Below are 19934 nucleotides of genomic sequence, written 5' to 3'. Positions count from 1 at the left end.
TGAAATGCCTGAGCCTATTTTATTAAGTCAGATTTTTGCCAAGCTTACTTCTTTAGGACGTATTCATCCCGTTTCTACAGGTGTTGAACCCTCGTAAATTGGCTACGGTATTGGTTGAGATGACACTATTTGTCTAGCAATGTCCAATCTTGAAGTATCAGATTCCAGACTAATGCAAAAATAAGTTGGACTAATCTATGGTGGCAGGGGTGTAATTTTGGTACTGGTTATCAAAGAAAGAGCAACACTAGAACAAGTTGAACAAATGCTGCAAACTTTGGGAATCTATATCAAAATAGCAGTAGATATAGAAAGAGATATTTTAGCAGGGGGAGGAGAAAAACACGCCTATTGTGAAGCGGCATTGCTCGAAGATGGTAGTAGACAGCGAGATATCTGGGGTGCTGACTGGACTCCCTATAATCAATCAATCGCCTATGAATCCATTATTAACATACGTCAAGCGTCAAAATAATCGCTCAATGTTAATTCAAAACCCAGAGATTCGAGAACGTGTTAACAAAATTGCGACTGAGTTAATAGGTGGATATGAACCAGAAATTGGATGAAAAACAAGCACGGTTTCAAGGCGAAAATACATCACATCGTTTAGGGCATATAGCTTCTAATTTAGCTAGGTTGAGAACATTTTGTAACATTGCTTACCCGCAAGCAGTTGAAAGTGTGGCAGATGAAACTATATGTTTTATTGAATGGACAGCAGCAGAAATTGAACCGGAATATGCCGAAGAATTGGTGAACATTCAAGTTCAACTAGCTAGGTGGAAATTAAAATTTGATAGTCTTTGGTCTGATGAGAGCGAACGCACAAATATGTCTGAACAAGCTAGTGCTTGGTCAGAGCGAGTATTAGATATGTCAGGTTTATTGTCCCAATCTGCGTGACATACTCCTACACTGATGCTATCGCATACAGTGTAGGCTTCTCACCAAATCCAGCTATCGCTTCGGATACTCGATGAGCTTTAAGAACCGGATGCCCCTCGGCTCTATTTTTTATATTTATTGCTGCGTTGTGGTCACGGTCAAGACTACATCCACAATGTGGGCAGTCATGCCATCTTTCATGCAGTTTTTTAGGTACTTTTGCACCACAACTAGAGCATTCTTGACTTGTCCCAGATGCTTTAACAGGTATTACCAACAAACCAGCATTTTCGGCTTTGTTTGTCAGTATTGATAAAAAGTTACCCCAACCAGCATCATGTACAGATTTTGAAAGTCTAGACCTTGAAAGTCCTTTGATGTTTAAATCTTCATGTGCGATTACGTCATGTTTTTTCAATAAGTTGTTAGCAGTTTTAAAGTGGAAATCTTTGCGCTTGTCAGCAACTTTTTTATGTTGTTTACTTAGTTGCTTGACAGCTTTTGTTCTACGAACACTACCCTTCTTACGTCGTGAAACGCGCTTTTGGATAACTCTCAGGCGTTTTTGAGCTTTACGGTAATGTTGAGGAATAGCTACCGTTTCACCATCAGCAGTTGTTAAAAACTCTTTCAACCCCATATCAATACCAGTTATCGATTCTGGATTAATATCTGGTTTGATTTCTGGAACTGTAGAATCTTCTAGGCTGAGAGTTAAGTAATATCCGTCAGCTTTTTTGGTGATAGAGGCAGTTTTAATCTTAAAATCATCAGGTAATGGGCGATGCAATACAACTTTGACTTTACCTAGTTTTGGTAAATCAATTAAATTACCCTGCAAACAACCATCTTTCATTTGTGGGTAAGTAAAGGTTTTGTATCTGCTACGAGATTTAAACCTTGGCTTACCGCTTTTTCTGCCATTACTATCACCCTTAAGAAAACGGTCAAAAGTTACCTTAACTCTTTTAACTACATCCTGTAGAACTTGTGAATAAACATCGCCATAATGAGGATGCGTTTTTTTGAGTTCAGGTAATGTCTTTTTTTGAGAGTAATAGTCTGGATTATCTCTTAATTCTGGAAGGTGACAAACAAGAGGACAAGCATTAACAGGACAACGATTTTGCTCATACCAGTTAAATCTATCTGCCAACAAATAGTTATACTGGGCGCACAACATAGACAACCATCTGTCTATTTCTGTCGCCTGTTGTTTTGTCGGGCGTAATCTGTACTGGTATGCTGTCCTCAACTGTTTATCACTACCTTTATAAATCAGTGCTATGTTTTTAGTATACACTGATTTCAATTTAAGTCTATATCCAATGAAAAATGACTTTGTTTCCAAGGGGAGGTCTGTTAGTGACCTGAAAGCTCACCTAGTTTTAACAACAAAATACAGGCGCAGAGCATTTAACTCAGCAATGCTAGAACGCCTGCATACTATCTTTGAGGAGTTATTAGTAAAGTGGGATTGCAAGCTTGTTGAGTTCAACGGTGAAGACAATCACATACATCTTCTATTCCAATATCATCCTGACTTAGAACTCAGCAAGTTAGTCAATAATTTAAAATCTATTTCGTCTAGAAAATTGAGACAAGAATTTTCTGAACATTTAAAAACTTTTTATAGCAAAGATGTTTTTTGGAATGGGTCTTATTTTATCGCTAGTTGTGGTGGAGTTACCGTTTCAACTTTGAAAAAATACATTGAAAATCAGCAACAACCAGAAGATTAAATTTTGTTCGTTTCCTCCATATCTCCCTCCCTCGCTGTCGCATTGGTGAGGCAGTGCGTTGGGCGGGCAATGCCCGACTTGTAGCAACTGCCGTCGGGAGATTGTCGTAAACTCACGCGCAATTCATGAGGACACTTGCGTGGGCGGGTTTCCCGACTTGAGCAAAGTGTCTGTCTCATCACTCGTCCTTTCGGACTGAGTGAGAGGCTTCTTGCTGTTCAAGCTAAATTTGCTATTACTTGCATCCAAAATGGTAGGATTTCACCGAAAATGTGAGATTGCGCGATCCGGTTTATAATCGCAGATATAGCTGATGCGCCAGATAGCACCAATACCCACAGAGCGCACCCTCACCCTCAAGTCATCAAAGTATGTTCCCAAGCGATTACTGAAGCGCGTTCAGCAGATGGAGCAAGAGAAGGCGGCAGTTAGGAAGATTTTAGGGTTGTTTGTGGTGATAATCGGGTTTCTAGAAGAGTTTGTTTACCCACCGATTAAGCTACTATAAGCGTAGATTGGTTAGATTAGTGATAAGTAAAACTTAACTGTTGAGTCATTTCGGGGCAAAAGCCTAGAGCCTCAAACCCTGATTATTTCGTTGACAGCCCCGGCAGGCTTATTCAGTAAGGGTTTGAGTCTGCGTTTTTTCAGTTTAATTCTCAATTGAGGCTCTTGATTTTGAGTAAATTTGACAAGCCCCGAAAATCTGCTGTAGGATTAGCCCCAGGTAAGGCTTTCACAGCCTAGCCCCTTTAAACTTATTCGGAAGTTGAATTAATGGAAACTGGATACGTGGTCAATCATGTAGAAAACGATGAGAGCCCTTTAAACTTATTCGGAAGTTGAATTAATGGAAACAGGCGGTACATTCCGTACCTACACAGATTTCCACGCCTTTAAACTTATTCGGAAGTTGAATTAATGGAAACAAAAAAGAAAATGCAAAACGCGAAAGACCGTCCTACCCTTTAAACTTATTCGGAAGTTGAATTAATGGAAACTGCATCATAAATCTTTCCTGAAAAATCAAGAACGATTCCTTTAAACTTATTCGGAAGTTGAATTAATGGAAACTTCACATTTTATTTCAATAAAACTGCTATTAACTACCTTTAAACTTATTCGGAAGTTGAATTAATGGAAACGAAATAGTATTCCCCATACAAAGGCGATGATCAAAAGCCTTTAAACTTCTTCGGAAGTTGAATTAATGGAAACCCTGTTGCCAAGGCGAAGGATATATAGCCAAAATACCTTTAAACTTCTTCGGAAGTTGAATTAATGGAAACCAATTTAAGAACTCGACGTTCTCGGCATAATTTCTTGACTTTAAACTTCTTCGGAAGTTGAATTAATGGAAACGATCGCTGGCCCCTTTCAGGGATTCATCAATAATTCTTTAAACTTCTTCGGAAGTTGAATTAATGGAAACCAGGTGCTGAATTTGTTGCTCTGCTTGCAATTTTTCCTTTAAACTTCTTCGGAAGTTGAATTAATGGAAACAAACCTTGTATCAAATAGCTCACGAGCAAAAGCATCTACTTTAAACTTCTTCGGAAGTTGAATTAATGGAAACAAAAGCTGGTTAACTTCCTTGTGTTTCCACAATGATAACTTTAAACTTCTTCGGAAGTTGAATTAATGGAAACAGAAATTTATTTTTTCAAGCAGGTCTTCAATCTTGCCTTTAAACTTCTTCGGAAGTTGAATTAATGGAAACCTTTTGTAAGTCGTCTAACTGTTATCGTATTGTCTTCTTTAAACTTCTTCGGAAGTTGAATTAATGGAAACTTGTTGGCGTTGCTGCCTCCACCACCATTTTTATTGACTTTAAACTTCTTCGGAAGTTGAATTAATGGAAACTGAGTCTGCGGACTGTTTCAGTCCGGGAATGATTATGTCTTTAAACTTCTTCGGAAGTTGAATTAATGGAAACGAACGGAGGAGGAATGGTGCTAAAAGTCGGCACCAAAGGGCTTTAAACTTCTTCGGAAGTTGAATTAATGGAAAACCTCGGTTGCCATTGTTAAAAGCCCCGTTCAGGTTGTTGTAAAATTTTTCAAAATTTAAATTCAAGAATAGTAATTTGCAGAATCATAAAATAGAAATACCCGACTTATTCTGATAAGTTGGGTATATTTTCTTTCTAGTTAGCAATTAAGAACCAGGATGATTTGGTTGATGAGTTTCCATTAATTCGCCTCCACATTGTTAGTGGAGACAATACATTCCAGAAAGATACTCAATAAAAATCCCGTTTCCATTAATTCGCCTCCACATTGTTAGTGGAGACATAGATTCACTAGATAAAGAAGGGGATACTATCGGTTTCCATTAATTCGCCTCCACATTGTTAGTGGAGACTAACTTTTGAAGATTTGGACAATGCCGAAGATTTGGTTTCCATTAATTCGCCTCCACATTGTTAGTGGAGACTCCACGAAAAGACTCTAAACTTGGTGAGACTAAGAGTTTCCATTAATTCGCCTCCACATTGTTAGTGGAGACTAAGCGCACACATCCTTTGGAGGGATACGAGAAAGTTTCCATTAATTCGCCTCCACATTGTTAGTGGAGACATGATAAAAGAAATTTTTCCTTTTTGTTCGCTAGGTTTCCATTAATTCGCCTCCACATTGTTAGTGGAGACTTTGCGCCGTTCGGCCGGAATACGTCAATTCGCTTTCGTTTCCATTAATTCGCCTCCACATTGTTAGTGGAGACATAATTGCTTCTCGCCGCAGTATTGGCGCGGGAAAATTTTGTAGTTTCCATTAATTCGCCTCCACATTGTTAGTGGAGACCAATGAGTGTTAACTTATTATTCTCAACCCTCAGCGTTTCCATTAATTCGCCTCCACATTGTTAGTGGAGACCCTTCAACACCTTCAAAGGTTATTAACTTTCCTGTGGTTTCCATTAATTCGCCTCCACATTGTTAGTGGAGACCGAGTGCAGTTTATACAATGGTGAACTTGTCCCTGTTTCCATTAATTCGCCTCCACATTGTTAGTGGAGACGATGTTACTAAATTAAATGAGATATTATCTTCACTAACGTTTCCATTAATTCGCCTCCACATTGTTAGTGGAGACTGTCATAAAATGACAGAAAACGGATTCGATAGTAGTTTCCATTAATTCGCCTCCACATTGTTAGTGGAGACCACGAACGTCAGCACAACGATTTACGGAAGCATCGTTTCCATTAATTCGCCTCCACATTGTTAGTGGAGACCTGCCCTGCGCTAAAGACTGAAAAACGTGAACGTGGCGGTTTCCATTAATTCGCCTCCACATTGTTAGTGGAGACTGTTGGCACTTGAAAGACTTGAAATACAAGACTTTTAACTACCAAATTCGCGGGTCTTCATCAAAAGTACTGTTTCAGCCATTACCTGTCAAGTTTGACCTGTGATAAAAATGCTTACAAATTAGTCGTCATAAGGCTTTTGGCGTTTTCGCGGATATCATTTCTAGTGAAAATCGCTCAAAGCTAACTACTGTAAGGGTTGTAGCCCGAAATTTTACTGAGTCCGCAAAAACAGCTAGTGATCCGCGAGAAATGCTGGTGGGAAAGTTGACAAATTGACCAGTGCATCTGTATTTCCCTGGCAAATCCAAGCTCCCCAGTAAAAGGGATGTTTTAAGGGAGTGTCATCTTCTTGACAGTCAATTAAACTATTTTCTGATAACTCTGTAACTGCTAAAAGTTCTTTTAACACTTCCAGACCCAAAACTGATTGGCGCAATTGTTTAACAGTGATGTTACGTATATAATTCTGAGCGTCATGTAAAGCCTCCGCCCGACTTGCACCAGATTGCAAGTTATCAAAGAAACGCTCCATCAGTAAAGCAGTCACCTTATCAGGAACAGACCACAGGCTCATCACTAGAGTTTTTGTACCCGCCACGGCAAAAGCGCGACGTAATCCAAATACACCTTCGCCAATTTTAATATCTCCTCTGGCAGTGTCGCAGGCAGAAAGAACCGTCAGTTCATTGCCCCACAAATCTAAACTGGCAATATCTTGGGCAAAAACAAAGCCTTTACCTGCATAGGCGGGGAGCTTACCACCAGCCAGCCAAGTATTAGCACCCGCTAACGCCAGTCCAGAACGCAACATGGGATTTTCTACCTTGGTTGTTCGAGGACGTTCCATACTTAATAAATTACGTCTTTTAGTTGCTGACTCTGGTGCAGAATCGGTTTGGAATAAGCCATGAGTTGCAATTAGCATGATGGTGGGACATCGGCTGTTTGTCAGGCGGGTTTCTAGTGCCTCAGCGCCTAAGTATAATTTGGCATTTGGTAGTTTTTTTGCCACACTTTCGCCCAAAAACTTCGTCCCAGGAGCGCGGAACAAGCCTTTTGTGGCTAGAGTAGTTAGTAATTCTGGGATTTTTGGTGCTGGTGTATTGCCAGTTTCTTGATCTGTGGCTGCATCTGCTGTTAAATCAAAATCAGGATCAGCGATAATTAATGGTGCAGAGATAGAACCTGTCGGTAGCTGAACTTTGCTACGGAGGATTTCTCGCCCAACACTAAGATAACTGACAATATACTCATCCATTAAGAGACGTGACCCCGTGGCATCAATCGGCAATATCTGAAATGGCACTAAGTTTAAATTTCCATCGGGTGCAATAATTAGATGCCTGCAATCTTTCACTAAATCCCCGATGGGGTTAAACAGTGCTTCGGTTAGTTGTATTGCGGCTATGGAATTATATGATTTAATTTCCAGCTTTGGTACATTGTTACTTTGTCCCCAAGCTAACGTAGTGTGAGTATAGTCGGATGCTTCTAAGCGAAAGGCTTGAATTAGTCTGTCGATGGTATCAGCTGCTCCTAAATCCACCATCTGTACTTTATTTGGAAATCCGGCTGTTAAGACAAATGCTAGATACTTGGCTGGATGCCATTGCGTTTCTCCATTCGCTGGGATTGCCTGAAAATCAAACATGTCAAAGCGGACAAACTCGACAAAAATAGATAATGGCGGTAATGCTGCGATAATCGCTTGACAATCAAAAACTTCCTCAGATAGCTGAATTTCTGGTACTTCCGCCGCTAATTGTTTTTGCAGATGGTTATGTCTGCTTTGCAGTTGTCTCAGATTTTCTTGATATGTAGTCAAATCGTCTGTTTCGGGAATTGCAAAAGTCAGATGGATAATTTGATTGCTCAGATCGCGCAGTTGATGGAATTTTTCTACTAATTGTGGGTAGCGATCGCTGTAAAATGCTTCATTTTGAGCCGCCAGTGCTGATGCTGTCAAGGCTTTGCGTTTAAGAACGAATGAGAGTGCTGCAAGTTTGGCATTGTCTGAATCAGCAAGATGGTTGCAGACGAGGGAGAGAAATAAGTCAAAGTTATTTCGGATTTTTTTCAAGAAAGCTAGGCGATCGCTTTCCGAACTAAACGCAAATATGTTACGGATTATCTTATCATTAAGAACACTTGCTTGAATGCGACATAACAAGGATTCTTCTGGACGATTAGTTGCTGCCAGTAAAGTTGCCAGATTATTTAAACTAAATGCCACATCTGGATGTTCTTCTCCTAGTAAGTGTCTTCGCATAGCCAAAGTTTCTCTATACTTCTGTTCTGCTTCTTGATAGCGTCCCAGAGAAAAATATAACTCTCCTAAATTATTTAAACTATTAGCAATTTGAGTGTGTTCTTCACCTAACAATAGTTTTTTGAGTCTTAATGTTTCTAAATGTAGCTGTTCTGCTTCTTGATAACGTCCTTGGAAATCATAAATCACAGCTAAATTATTCATACTACTTGCTACGTGTGGATGTTTATTCCCAAACACACTTTTCACAACGTCCAAAGCTTCTAAGAGTAATAATTCTGATTGCTTATATTGAGTTAAATCATCATACAACACAGCTAAATTGTTAAGACTAGCTGCCACCAATGGATGACGCTTTCCTAATAAGCGTTTTCTTATTGCTAAAGATTCGAGGTGAAATTGTTCTGATTCTGAGTATCGTCCTTGCACACGATAAAGTGCCGCTATTTGATGTAAAGTATCAGCAATAATGGGATGCTCATTACCGAGAATATTTTTTTGAATTTCTAGAGATTGGAGATATTTTTGTTCAGCTTGCGAATAATTTCCTTGTTCCTCATAAAGTCCAGCCAGATTATTTAACATATTGGTAATGGACTTATGTTCACTTCCCAACAATCTTTCTAGCATTGGTAATGCTTGTAAATATTGCTGTTCTGCTTCTAGATAGCGTCCTTGGTATGTAAATACTACACCCAGATTACTTAAGCTTTCAGCAATATCAGGGTGTTCTCCTACAAACAAACCCTTTCTTAGATTATAAGCTTCTTGATATTTCTGTTCGGCTGCTAAATATTTACCTTGAATGAGATAAACCTCTGCTAAATTATCTAAACTATGAGCCACATCAGGATGTTCATAACCCAGTAAACGTTGGTTCATTGCCAAAACTTCTAAAAACTTCTGTTCGGCTGCAATATAATTTCCCTTATCTTGATAAACACCAGCAATATTACTTAAGATAGATGCTAAATATGGATGTTCATTGCCTAGAAATTTTTTAAGAATTTCTAATGCTTTGAAAAACTTAATTTCAGCTTCTTGATAACGTCCTTGAGCATCATAGACTTTTCCTAAATTATTGAGACTACTAGCAATTTCAAAATGCTCTTCCCCGAATAATCGTGTTTTCATTGCTAATGCTTCTAATTGCATTTGTTCTGCATCAGCATAGCGCCCTATTAATATATAAATAGCTGCTAAATTAGTTAAAGATTGAGCAATATCAGGATGCTCATCACCAAACAAGTTTTTTCGCATTGCCAAAGCTTCTAAATGAACTTGTTCAGCTTTAAAATATAGTCCTTGTTCTCGATAAATTTCTGCTAGATTATTTAAAGTAGTAGCAATTTCAACATCTTCTTCCCCGTAACACACTTTCCACACATTTAAAGCTTCTAAAAAAAGTATTACTGCTTCAGTATAGTTGCCTTGAGCATGATATAATGCTGCCAGATTGTTTAAAGATTGAGCTACATCAGGATGCTCTAAACCGAAGAGATTCTTTCTAATATTTAGTGTTTGGAAATATAAGGGTTTGGCTTTAGAGTAATGCCCTTGTATTCGATATAATTCTGCTAAATTATTCAAACTATCACAATATTCCGAATTCATGGTTAGTCGATGACTTTCCCCGAATTTAACAGCTTGTTGAGCAACAGTCATAGCTTGTGCTAAATTACTTTGACCAACTAATGCTACAACTTGTAAATTGAGTTGAATGATTTCATTTATAATTTGATTTGTCATAAGTATTTATCTTGTTACTTAATTTCGTATTCTGTATATAGAACTCTACAATTTTTATTTTCATTAATAAAATCGATTAACTGATCGAGATGATTTTCTGTTAACTTTAATGGGTTAGTATTCTCTGCTGTCCACCAATTTAAAGTGGGCATTACCTCTGTAAGTATTGCTAAAACTACTTCTTTCCCTGGGGTTCCTTCTATTGGAAATGATGTAATGGGTGAACCTGGTTGAGGTAGGGTTGTTTTACCTGTATTTAAATGTGATTGAGTAGCAAAACAAGAAGGACAAAAACACCACACTTGCTCAGATGTATCTTTTTGGATGACTAATAAGTATCCTGGCGTGTCAAAATCTATCTCAAATCGAATGAAACTACCTATAGATACAGATTTTTCATAACGACTATTAGGTTCCCAACCCCAACCAAGAGTTTCTTCTTTAACTAATACCAAACCCATTTTTTCAGTAGGAGAACCCAAGGATTGCAGTTTTTCCCAAAGTTGAGCTAAAGGGTTGATTTTTTGGTCTTTTGACTCTAAGCTCCCTAGGTTAGATGACAATGCAATATCTTGCCAATCTAATTCCAGCATCGTACAGATTTCAGTAAAAATAGTATAACTAATAGGAATCCCGTTAAAAAATTTACTAATAGTTGCCCAAGAAGCAACCTGAATATCATCTGCTAAGGCTTGTTGAGTCCAGTTTTTTCGCACCAGAGCATACTTAGCTTTTTCAATACCTTTTGGCGATGCTACCAATGTTCGTCTCGGCATGATAACAGAAAAATAAAAACATTTTTTGTGTAAATTATATACAAACTTATATACCTGAAGCAAAAATTTATATAGCTGCTTATATAGCTGTTAGCGACAATCAGAATAAGTAAAAAGAACTGAGTAAAAAGTAAAAGAAAGATGAATTCAATATTTCTTTTTACTTGTGGTAAGAAGACCTATAACTAAAGTTCTTTTGCTTTTTGAGTTTATAATTTTTAACTTAATCATGTTTACCATTGAACAACTGTATTTTGCATGGAGTCAAGTTCGTGCAGGAAGTCGCAGTGCGGGTGTGGATGGGATTAGTGTTGATTTGTTTGCTGCGTCAGTTGATGAACAATTACCTATACTACTGCATCATTTACTACAAGAATCTTATCGTCCTAGCCCCGCTAAAGGGTTTTATTTAACTAAAAAAAGTGGGGGAAAACGGCTAGTTGGTATCCCGACAGTTCGAGATAGGATTGTTCAACGTCTACTTTTAGAAGAGTTGTATTTTCCTCTAGAAGAAAAGTTTCTCGATTGTAGCTATGCTTACCGTCCAGGGCGGAATATTCAACAAGCGGTGCAACAATTGTTTTTTTATTATCAGAATCGTTCTACTTGGATTATCAAAACTGATATTGCCCAGTTTTTTGATAATTTATGTTGGGCTTTGCTGTTAACTAATTTAGAATCTTTGCAGTTAGAAAGTAGAATTTTGCAGTTGCTTGAACAGCAAATTAACGCTGGGATGATCATTGCTGGTAAGTACATTAATTTTGGTAAAGGTGTCTTACAAGGTGGGATACTTTCGGGCGCATTAGCTAATTTATATTTGACGGCTTTTGACCGAAAATGCCTGAGTAATGGAATTAACTTAGTTAGGTATGGAGATGATTTTGCTGTTGCTTGTAGCAGTTGGTCGGATGCTAATCGTATTCTCGACAAGATCATAGTTTGGTTGGGAGAACTTTATCTGACTTTGCAACCAGAAAAGACACAGATTTTTGCACCTCATGAAGAGTTCAAATTTTTAGGCTATCGCTTTGCAAATGGGAAGGTTTATGCGCCACCGCCACCAGAACCAACACCCAAACTGGAGGGGGAATGGTTGCTAAATCCTTCCGGTACGCCGTATTTTCGTCCCAAAGAAAGACCTTTTAATTTTGTTTCTCGTCCACCGAAGGCTTGTGATATCAGCAAGCCAGCAAATTTACCTCGCGCACCTATCTCTCATCTTTGGCAGGATTCTATGACAACATTATATATAACGGATCAAGGTGCTTATTTAAGTGTCAAAAATCAGCAATTTCAGGTTTTTTATAAACAGGAATTGCGAATTAAAATCCCTGTTGTGCGAGTAACAAGTATTGTATTATTTGGTTGTTGCAATGTTTCTCACGGTGCTGTGAGTTTAGCACTACAACGACGGATTCCTATTATGTATTTGTCCCAGAAGGGAAGGTACTTTGGTCGGTTACAGGCTGAAGGAATGGCAAAAGTTGAGTATTTGGCGCGTCAAGTTCAATGTTCGCAATATCCTGAATTTACCAAAAAACAAGCAGAAGCTATTGTTCGCGCTAAATTGCATAATTCTCGAATTATGTTGATGCGCTTAAATCGTCGGGTGAAGTCTGAGCAAGCGACTAAAGCCATAGCTCAACTAGAATTGTATATGGAGAAGTTACCATTTGCTGAAGATGTTAATATGTTGCGTGGTTATGAAGGGATAGCTGCAACAACATATTTTCAAGCATTGGGTTCATTAGTGACAGGAGAATTTACTTTTGAGAAACGCACGAAAAGACCTCCTACTGATCCCATTAATAGTATGCTGAGTTTAGGATACACATTGTTAAGTCAAAATGTTCACTCATTAATCCAGTCTGTCGGCTTACATACACACTTTGGTAACTTGCACGTACCTCGTGACAATCATCCAGCATTAGTATCTGATTTAATGGAAGAGTTTCGTGCGTTAGTTGTTGATTCTCTAGTTGTATATTTAACAAATCGAAACTTATTTACAATTGAGGATTTTACCTCTCCAGATGAGCGCAATGGGGTGTATTTTCAACCTCATGCGCTGAAAAAATTTCTCAAATACTGGGAAGAAAGGCTACAAACAGAAGTAAATCATCCTCATACAGACTGTAAATTACCTTACCGCCGTTGCATTGAGTTGCAGGTACGAGAGTATATTTCTTGTTTGATGGGTGAGGTTGAAATATATCGACCGATGATTTGGGATAAGTAAAACTTAACTATTGACTCGTTTCGGGGCTGAAGCATAACGGCTGAAACCCTGATTATTTCGTTGACAGCCCCGGTCGCTTTGTCCAGTAAGGGTTTTAGCCTATGTTTTTCCAACTGAATTTTCAATTTAGAGTCTCCATTTTGAACAAATTTGACAAGCCCCGAAAATCTGCTGTAGGATTGCCTCTAGGTAAGGCTTTCAGAGCCTAGCCCTTTAAACTTCTTCGGAAGTTGAATTAATGGAAACTTAATCCAGCCGCCAAATCCCCATCTGCATTAGGATATTTCTTTAAACTTCTTCGGAAGTTGAATTAATGGAAACAGGAATCGCCTTGCTCGTAAAGAGCAGCAAGAACGATTTCTTTAAACTTCTTCGGAAGTTGAATTAATGGAAACAATTCGGATATAATGTCATTTACTTGGTATTGTTGTCTTTAAACTTCTTCGGAAGTTGAATTAATGGAAACTATCTAGATTTTGGCGAGTGCTTTCTAAAAATGTTTCCACTTTAAACTTCTTCGGAAGTTGAATTAATGGAAACAACAAAATAAACGTTTGAGCGATGAACTCGCATGTATGACTTTAAACTTCTTCGGAAGTTGAATTAATGGAAACAACATTAGCCATGTATCGTCTCCTGATACATTAAGCTTTAAACTTCTTCGGAAGTTGAATTAATGGAAACTACGAACTGGGTATTGAAATAGTAACCGCCGTTTCCATCTTTAAACTTCTTCGGAAGTTGAATTAATGGAAACCACTTAGAGCGTAGGCTTGAAAGTGCTGAACATTTCTTTAAACTTTTTCGGAAGTTGAATTAATGGAAATAGTAGTTTATGAACCCTGGCTAATTTCACAAGCCAGGGTTATTTTTAGCCTAGAATTTTGTCTGGTTAATCAAGTTATATACTGAGCAAAACTTATATACAAAGTTATATACAGAATAATCTTATATATATAGTTGGATATATATTCATCTGCGAGTATGTAATTAAGTAAAAGCAAAGACAAAGAACAACATTTTTATCTTTAGTTTTTACTATTAAACATTTACTTAATTCTAGTTATGACTACAATTTACATCACTGAACAGGATGCAGACCTGAAAGTGCAATTCAATTACCTAAAGGTATTTCATGAACAAAAACAATGTGTGAGTATTAGGATTAATAATGTCAGCCAAATTATCGTTTTTAGCAATATTAAATTGCCAAATGAAGTAATAAAAGCTGTAGTAGCGCATCAAATTCCAGTCTTGTATATCACTCCATTCGGTGAAATCATTGGCAGGTTAGAGAAAACCTCACAACGACAATATAAATATTTGGGTTTGCAACGCCAATGTTTACGCAATTTAGAATTGAGACGTGCGATGGCTGAAAGTATGATTTGGGCAAAATTGCACAATCAACATATATTTTTGCAAAGTTGGACTCGTCATTATGCTGACTATACAACCCAACGTGCATTAAATTATCTCACGCTATTGATGGATAATTTATCAATAGCAACATCCCTTGAGGAACTACGCGAATATAGCGAGGAAGCTGATAAAGTTTACTACAGTGCTGTTATGGCTCTTGTGAGTTTTCACAACTTATGTTCGCATATTCATCAAAAGCAAATCAATGGATTTTTCCATTTAGGTTATCAACTCCTACATCAATATGTATATACTCTGCTTGATACCGTAGGGCTGCATCCTGATTATGGGATTATACATCCCAGAGGAGATGATGATTTACCTTTAGTATGGGATTTGGCATCTGAGTTTCGTGCGCCAATTGTCGATGATTTAGTCTTACATTTCGCTCGAAATTTTGCTCACACTAATGGCAATGGAAACGGTAAAGGCAGACCACACACTATTCTCCAACGCTTTCTTCAGTGCTGGGAAGGTAAATTGAAAACTTTTGTATTGCATCCTGACGGTGGAGAAGTTAGTTATCGCCAGTGCATGAATTTACAAGTACGTGAATATATCTCGTGTTTGTTGGGTGATGTGGAATACTATCGTCCATTAGCATTAAAATTTCATCCTGCACATTCTGATGTTGCTGATGCTGTTGCACCAGTTCCAGTACCGTTAAAATTGGTGAAATCGTAATGTTTTACCTAGTTTGCTACGACATTGTAAGCGATACACGCCGTAACAAAGTAGCGAAACTTTTAGAAGCTTATGGGTTGCGAGTGCAAAAGTCAGTTTTTGAGTGTGTATTAGACGAAAATCAGTACACAACTCTATCCAAATACCTGACTCGACTGGTGAATAAACGCGAAGACCAAGTACGATTTTACCCGATGTCTGCACACACTCGATGCAAAGTCGCAGTTGTAGGAACGCAACCAGAGTTTGTGGTTGATGATGCGGCGTTTATTGTTTAGTCTTTTAGCACCACACAAAAATGATGACTTGGGAAAAAGTGCGTAGAAACTTTTGTGGTTTCTCGCCGCGATCTCCGCCTTATGCGTGACAATATCTGCGCTTCGGTCTAGTTAGATATTCACGCAAAGCAAGAATGGATATAAAATTCCGTCTCATCTTTACGTCCAAAGCTCAAAAACAACTTGATGTTTTAGCTCATCAAGACCGCAAGCAATATCAGAAGGCTTTTCAATTTTTATCTAAATCTGGGCCATCATACCGCAGTTTAAGAACCCATCGTTATCGATATAAAGGAGGCGATATCTGGAGTTCTTCTGCATCAATGGCAAAGCGATTCTACTGGCATTTTTTGGAGGAACAAACCATTGTAGTCACACATTTAGATTCACACTAATCAAGTTAAAAGTAAAAAGTCAAAAGTAAAAATAAAGAATGCTTAGACCGCAAGCTTTTGACTTTTTTATTCTTTTTTTGCCTTTTACCTTTTACCTTTTGCCTTACTTCTATGCTCAAACCTCGTCGATTAACAACACAAGAATTACAGCTAATTGACTTATACAGCAATTGGGATTTTGGTATGACTCCAAAACAGTTTTACGAAAAATGGGAAGTAAGTTATGAACAAATTGCTTTGATATGTTATCGTTCTGATTCTACTGTGCGCGGTTGGTTTAAACAAGGTAAGTATCGACGTTACCCTAACGTTAATGATTTACGCCACCTAGCGTTAATGAATTTCTTGCTAGAGCATTTTGAGGAAATTCCTGAACATTTACGAAGTTCATTAAGTTTGGTTTCTTCATCTTAATTGTACAAATTCACAAAAATGTTCAGTTGTCAATATCATGTAGACCTGTTTTGATTGATTTTCACGAATTAATGTGATATTGAGCAATTCAAAAACACATTATTCAGAAATTTGCAGCAATTTTCAGAGGTGATTATGACCTATTTTGAGCAGTTACATCCGTGGTGTATAGTTCGCAACTTACCTAGCAATAACGATAGCACAGTAGTAGCGAGATTTCGTCGCCGCAATGATGCAACTGCTTACCTACAAGTGCTGCAAAGACAAGTGAATAATGTGAATTTTGTGTTGAAGTTTAATTTTCAAACGTGAATTGCTTGACTTCTTCGGAAGTCGAACTAATGGAAACATTGGCATTTATTTCACATATATTTGCTAAATCTTCAGCTAAATTTTACTGCTGGAGATTTTTTTATAGGTGGTTAGGCAAAAATGCGATCGCTTCTTAAATATACAAAATATTTATATACAATTAAATGTAATTATATAAAGATAAATTGATTTAGAAGTAGTTTTACTCAAGTTGCTTGTCGAGTTATAGTACTATTTTTTATACATTAAAAATTAACGCCAAATAAAATTAACCCAGTTTGAAATGCTGAAATAATAAGCATTTCAGATATTGTAGTTATTGTAATATGAGTAAATTTTATCAACGTAAGTTATACGCACTACTGCGATCGCCAGAATGTGCTGACTGGGGAGAAGCTGTATTATCACAACTAGACTGTATCAAAAATGACCTTACAGATTTAGAAAATTGGTGGAATGGAGTAAATAGCAATGCAGAGATGGGTCAACACGCCCAAGATATTGCTTCTTCCTCAGATCGCGTGAACATACCTCATGTAAAATACAGCGAAACTCCTACAAAAGTTACAGTTTGCCATCCTATCAGTGGACAAAAGCAGCAAGTTCAAACTTTACAACGTCCCAGTAACTCACTAGATATTGACCAGATAAAAAATAAAACTGAAGCCAAAGAAGTGTTTTGGTGGTTTTGGCGATTTTACCCAGAACTCTTAGCAAACACCCAATCTGATGCACTCCTATTTCCCGCACATTCTGTTATTCCCGACTGTCCCCTACACAGCCACCAAAGCACAGTTTCAGCACTGACAGGTGCAATGTTTCCCGAAAACTGGCAAGGTGGAGACTCACAAACACCATATTTATTGATATTCTCCTTCTCACCAGTACAGGAATTTATCAAATCTTCCCGTAAATTCTTAGATTTTTGGGCTGGTTCATATTTATTACACTATCTCAGCAGTAAGTTGTGCTGGTATATTGCCCAAGAATTAGGCCCGGATGCAGTGATTGTACCTTCCTTGTGGAGTCAGGAGATAATTGATGCGTTGATTTTCAAGGAAAAATATCCCCATTTTGTAACTGATTTTAAGCGTCTCCAGAAAGATAAAAAAGACCCAGTGGGAAGGTTTACAGATAAAACATCCACTAGCTTGAGTACGGCTGGATTTCCTAATATGGTGACAGTCTTGGTTCCCGGAAAAGAATCTGCTCAGAAATTGGGGAAGGAACTTAAAGATACACTAACCCAAGAATGGGTAAAAATAGGTGAACAAGTTCAGCTTTGTATCAGAGAAAAAGTAATTGAATATTTAAAAAAACCAACGACAAAAATAGATTATCTTCTAAAAGAAACTTTTGGTGATTTAACTGAATTATCAGATGAATTCTTAGAACCATATAAACACGAATTAGAACTTCTGCAACGCGAAAGTTGTTGGGAATGGACAAAACTCTGGGATGAACAACTAAAACATACTTGGGAGCCTTATTGGGCTGCAATTCCTTTAGGAAGTCCAGATTTACCATTAGTTAAAGATAAAGCAAATCAGATATTCGACCAATACTGGATTAAAGTTCAACAAGAAATTGCCGACGCACTTATAGATATACCTACACTAGCCGAAGCAAATATTTACGATACTTTGAATGTAGGAACTTGGTGGGGAAGTCTGCAACAAAGATTGCGGATATGTTTAATAGCAGTCAAAAATACGCGGAATTGGCAAATTCCTACTGCTCCAGGAGAACGTTCAACCATATCAGGTCAATTCAGTGCTGTTCACCCTCGGTTTAACTATACAAAATTTTCCGCAGGTGCAGGAATGCCTAATGGTTCCATGCGCCTATTTGGGATATTGATGTCAAAATCATTTCCAGGATTATTTAATGGTTCAGAAAGATTGAACGCATTAGAACTGACAAAGCGAATGGCGTGGGTTTATGGCGGAGTTGCCGAAGAATTGGGAATTAATGTCAAAGCTATTAAGGCTATTGTCAAAAAAATTAAACTCGAACGGTCAGAAGAAAAACAGATATTTCAAGTTATTAGAGAAAATCAATTTATTTACGAACGATTATTACGGTTTCCTAACTTAAGTTCCATTGCTTCAGCCAGATTTTTACATGACCATCCAGAGATAGCTCATAAATACAGGGAGAATCTTAATAAAAAGATTAAAGAACGATTACCAAAATACCAAGGTTTTTTTCGTTTCTTAACTCGTGTTCGTTCCTCTCAAATCCCAAAAACAGATAGTAAAATTAATACTCTGAACAGTTTGCCACATAATTATAACGGTGTCATGTTCTCCAGCAAATGGTTAGCAGATGACATGGGTTTACAAGGTGAAGATGTTAACACTCTCCGAAACATAATTAATATAATACATAGCGAAACAGGGTTTGGTGAAAGTAGTCCCGCCGATTGGTGGGTGATTATCCTCGCTGATGGTGATGGGATGGGTAGTTACGTTTCTGGGGAGAAGCTGAAAAAGTACAAGGATTATATTGAAGATAAGGCTGTTAATAAAAACAATGAGAATTTTGATAATAATTTATTTAATGAACTTTTAGAGAAAACTAATAAACGTATGGGGCCAGCAACCCATGTTGGACTCAACCGTGCTTTGTTGGACTTTTCTAACCGTCTGGTTCCCTATTTAACTGAAAAACGTTTCTGTGGGCGAGTCATTTATAGTGGTGGCGATGATGTAAAAGTGGTCTTACCTCTAGAAGACTTACCAGAATATCTATTATCATTACGTGCAGCTTGGTGTGGTGATGAAGATCCTCATCAAGAGTTTACTAATTCTCGTAATAGTGCTGAAAATCAAGCTACTGGCTATTGGTATCCTACTGATAAGGTAAAAGGTTTACCCAAGCGTCCCCACTTCACAATGGGAAAGAATGCAACGATGAGTGCAGGTGTAATTATTGCTCATAAAAGCGTTCCCCTCCCCACGGTTTTAGAAAGCTTGTGGGAAGCAGAAGGAGAAAGGGCTAAAAAAATCCCTGGCAAAGATGGTATTTGTTTCCGTGTAATTTATGGTGGTGGAAATCAATTAGAAGCACTAATGAAAGGTGAATTACTAGAAGCGTGGTGGGAATGGGTGAAAGATTTTGAAGATTACAAAGAAAAACTCAGCCCATTACTGTATCGATTAGCCGAGGAACTCCCCCATCGCGCTTCCATCACTGAAGATTACAAGCTGTTCTCTAAAGCAGCGAAAGTCATAATGGACAGCCGCGATAACAGCAAAGAACTTCAGCAAACATTTGAAAAAATTGGACAATGGTTAGATAAATGGGAAGATTGGGCAAAATCAGCTTTACAAAATAATTCTGAAGCGATCGGTACTACACCCGAAGATTTAGCCAAAATCTTAAGATTTACCGCTTTTTGGGTTGATAAACGGGTAGAACGTTGGAAATGGAGTGCGAAATAATC

The 19934-nt window shown here is 37.9% G+C and carries 14 protein-coding genes and 3 CRISPR repeat arrays; of the genes, 11 read left to right on the top strand and 3 right to left on the bottom strand.

What is annotated here, in order from left to right:
* Positions 1–217 precede the first annotated feature (217 nt).
* Both H6G77_RS32525 and H6G77_RS32520 read left to right on the top strand, forming a co-directional pair.
* Positions 218–475, top strand: a complete 258-nt coding sequence (locus H6G77_RS32525) for a DUF5674 family protein (RefSeq protein ID WP_313954539.1) — start codon at positions 218–220, stop codon at positions 473–475.
* Between the two features lie 74 nt (positions 476–549).
* Positions 550–906, top strand: coding sequence for a hypothetical protein (locus H6G77_RS32520; RefSeq protein ID WP_190873794.1), 357 nt, complete (start codon positions 550–552; stop codon positions 904–906).
* 7 nt (positions 907–913) lie between these two features.
* Here the strand turns inward: H6G77_RS32520 and H6G77_RS32515 are convergent, their stop codons facing one another.
* Positions 914–2143, bottom strand: coding sequence for an RNA-guided endonuclease TnpB family protein (locus H6G77_RS32515; protein ID WP_190677069.1), 1230 nt, complete (start codon positions 2141–2143; stop codon positions 914–916).
* A gap of 73 nt (positions 2144–2216) precedes the next feature.
* On the opposite strand from H6G77_RS32515, the gene tnpA reads away from it, so the two are divergent.
* Together tnpA and H6G77_RS32505 are read left to right on the top strand one after the other, a co-directional pair.
* Complete coding sequence (gene tnpA / locus H6G77_RS32510) at positions 2217–2630, top strand: IS200/IS605 family transposase (protein ID WP_190677067.1); 414 nt, start codon at positions 2217–2219, stop codon at positions 2628–2630.
* A gap of 313 nt (positions 2631–2943) precedes the next feature.
* A complete protein-coding gene (locus H6G77_RS32505; RefSeq protein ID WP_190873793.1) occupies positions 2944–3138 on the top strand; it encodes a hypothetical protein in 195 nt (64 codons plus the stop codon).
* Between the two features lie 242 nt (positions 3139–3380).
* A CRISPR array of direct repeats spans positions 3381–4641; the repeat unit is 24 nt; unit sequence TTCGGAAGTTGAATTAATGGAAAC.
* A 174-nt stretch (positions 4642–4815) separates the two neighbouring features.
* A CRISPR array of direct repeats spans positions 4816–5942; the repeat unit is 37 nt; unit sequence GTTTCCATTAATTCGCCTCCACATTGTTAGTGGAGAC.
* Positions 5943–6177: 235 nt separating this feature from the next.
* Here H6G77_RS32505 and H6G77_RS32500 read toward each other — a convergent pair.
* Both H6G77_RS32500 and H6G77_RS32495 read right to left on the bottom strand, forming a co-directional pair.
* Positions 6178–9963 carry a CHAT domain-containing tetratricopeptide repeat protein gene (locus H6G77_RS32500; RefSeq protein WP_190873792.1) on the bottom strand — a complete coding sequence of 1262 codons (3786 nt, stop codon included), beginning with the start codon at positions 9961–9963 and terminating at the stop codon, positions 6178–6180.
* 14 nt (positions 9964–9977) lie between these two features.
* Positions 9978–10739, bottom strand: a complete 762-nt coding sequence (locus H6G77_RS32495; RefSeq protein ID WP_190873791.1) for a DUF4384 domain-containing protein — start codon at positions 10737–10739, stop codon at positions 9978–9980.
* A gap of 229 nt (positions 10740–10968) precedes the next feature.
* On the opposite strand from H6G77_RS32495, the gene cas1 (H6G77_RS32490) reads away from it, so the two are divergent.
* The 7 genes from cas1 (H6G77_RS32490) (at position 10969) to cas10 (ending at position 19932) form a co-directional block, all read left to right on the top strand.
* Positions 10969–12981, top strand: a complete 2013-nt coding sequence (gene cas1 / locus H6G77_RS32490; RefSeq protein ID WP_190873790.1) for a CRISPR-associated endonuclease Cas1 — start codon at positions 10969–10971, stop codon at positions 12979–12981.
* Between the two features lie 211 nt (positions 12982–13192).
* Positions 13193–13808: a CRISPR direct-repeat array (repeat unit 35 nt; unit sequence CTTTAAACTTCTTCGGAAGTTGAATTAATGGAAAC).
* 238 nt (positions 13809–14046) lie between these two features.
* Positions 14047–15087, top strand: coding sequence for a CRISPR-associated endonuclease Cas1 (gene cas1 / locus H6G77_RS32485; protein WP_190873789.1), 1041 nt, complete (start codon positions 14047–14049; stop codon positions 15085–15087).
* On the top strand, positions 15087–15365 hold the full coding sequence (gene cas2, locus H6G77_RS32480; protein WP_190676519.1) for a CRISPR-associated endonuclease Cas2: 279 nt from the start codon (positions 15087–15089) through the stop codon (positions 15363–15365). The genes cas1 (H6G77_RS32485) and cas2 overlap by 1 nt, the downstream gene beginning before the upstream one ends.
* Before the next feature lie 134 nt (positions 15366–15499).
* Positions 15500–15760 (top strand): hypothetical protein, encoded by a 261-nt coding sequence (locus tag H6G77_RS32475; protein WP_190676518.1) that lies wholly within the window; start codon positions 15500–15502, stop codon positions 15758–15760.
* A 111-nt stretch (positions 15761–15871) separates the two neighbouring features.
* The gene (locus tag H6G77_RS32470) at positions 15872–16174 is read left to right on the top strand and encodes a hypothetical protein (protein ID WP_190676516.1); all 303 of its coding nucleotides are present in this window, start codon (positions 15872–15874) and stop codon (positions 16172–16174) included.
* 135 nt (positions 16175–16309) lie between these two features.
* A complete protein-coding gene (locus tag H6G77_RS32465) occupies positions 16310–16486 on the top strand; it encodes a hypothetical protein (protein WP_190676514.1) in 177 nt (58 codons plus the stop codon).
* Between the two features lie 326 nt (positions 16487–16812).
* The gene (gene cas10 / locus H6G77_RS32460; protein WP_190676512.1) at positions 16813–19932 is read left to right on the top strand and encodes a type III-B CRISPR-associated protein Cas10/Cmr2; all 3120 of its coding nucleotides are present in this window, start codon (positions 16813–16815) and stop codon (positions 19930–19932) included.
* The last annotated feature ends 2 nt before the right edge of the window (positions 19933–19934 follow it).

This window comes from Aulosira sp. FACHB-615, assembly GCF_014698045.1.
In the GTDB taxonomy this organism is placed as follows: domain Bacteria; phylum Cyanobacteriota; class Cyanobacteriia; order Cyanobacteriales; family Nostocaceae; genus Nostoc_B.
This window is presented reverse-complemented; position numbering and strand designations above follow the sequence as displayed.

What these genes read in the sequence shown, in the direction of transcription:
- H6G77_RS32520 (WP_190873794.1), top strand. Translation starts at nt 550, where the DNA reads ATGAACCAGAAATTGGATGAAAAACAAGCACGGTTTCAAGGCGAAAAT.
- tnpA (WP_190677067.1), top strand. Translation starts at nt 2,217, where the DNA reads ATGAAAAATGACTTTGTTTCCAAGGGGAGGTCTGTTAGTGACCTGAAA.
- H6G77_RS32505 (WP_190873793.1), top strand. Translation starts at nt 2,944, where the DNA reads ATGCGCCAGATAGCACCAATACCCACAGAGCGCACCCTCACCCTCAAG.
- H6G77_RS32500 (WP_190873792.1), bottom strand. Translation starts at nt 9,963, where the DNA reads ATGACAAATCAAATTATAAATGAAATCATTCAACTCAATTTACAAGTT.
- H6G77_RS32495 (WP_190873791.1), bottom strand. Translation starts at nt 10,739, where the DNA reads ATGCCGAGACGAACATTGGTAGCATCGCCAAAAGGTATTGAAAAAGCT.
- cas1 (WP_190873790.1), top strand. Translation starts at nt 10,969, where the DNA reads ATGTTTACCATTGAACAACTGTATTTTGCATGGAGTCAAGTTCGTGCA.
- cas1 (WP_190873789.1), top strand. Translation starts at nt 14,047, where the DNA reads ATGACTACAATTTACATCACTGAACAGGATGCAGACCTGAAAGTGCAA.
- cas2 (WP_190676519.1), top strand. Translation starts at nt 15,087, where the DNA reads ATGTTTTACCTAGTTTGCTACGACATTGTAAGCGATACACGCCGTAAC.
- H6G77_RS32475 (WP_190676518.1), top strand. Translation starts at nt 15,500, where the DNA reads ATGGATATAAAATTCCGTCTCATCTTTACGTCCAAAGCTCAAAAACAA.
- H6G77_RS32470 (WP_190676516.1), top strand. Translation starts at nt 15,872, where the DNA reads ATGCTCAAACCTCGTCGATTAACAACACAAGAATTACAGCTAATTGAC.
- H6G77_RS32465 (WP_190676514.1), top strand. Translation starts at nt 16,310, where the DNA reads ATGACCTATTTTGAGCAGTTACATCCGTGGTGTATAGTTCGCAACTTA.
- cas10 (WP_190676512.1), top strand. Translation starts at nt 16,813, where the DNA reads ATGAGTAAATTTTATCAACGTAAGTTATACGCACTACTGCGATCGCCA.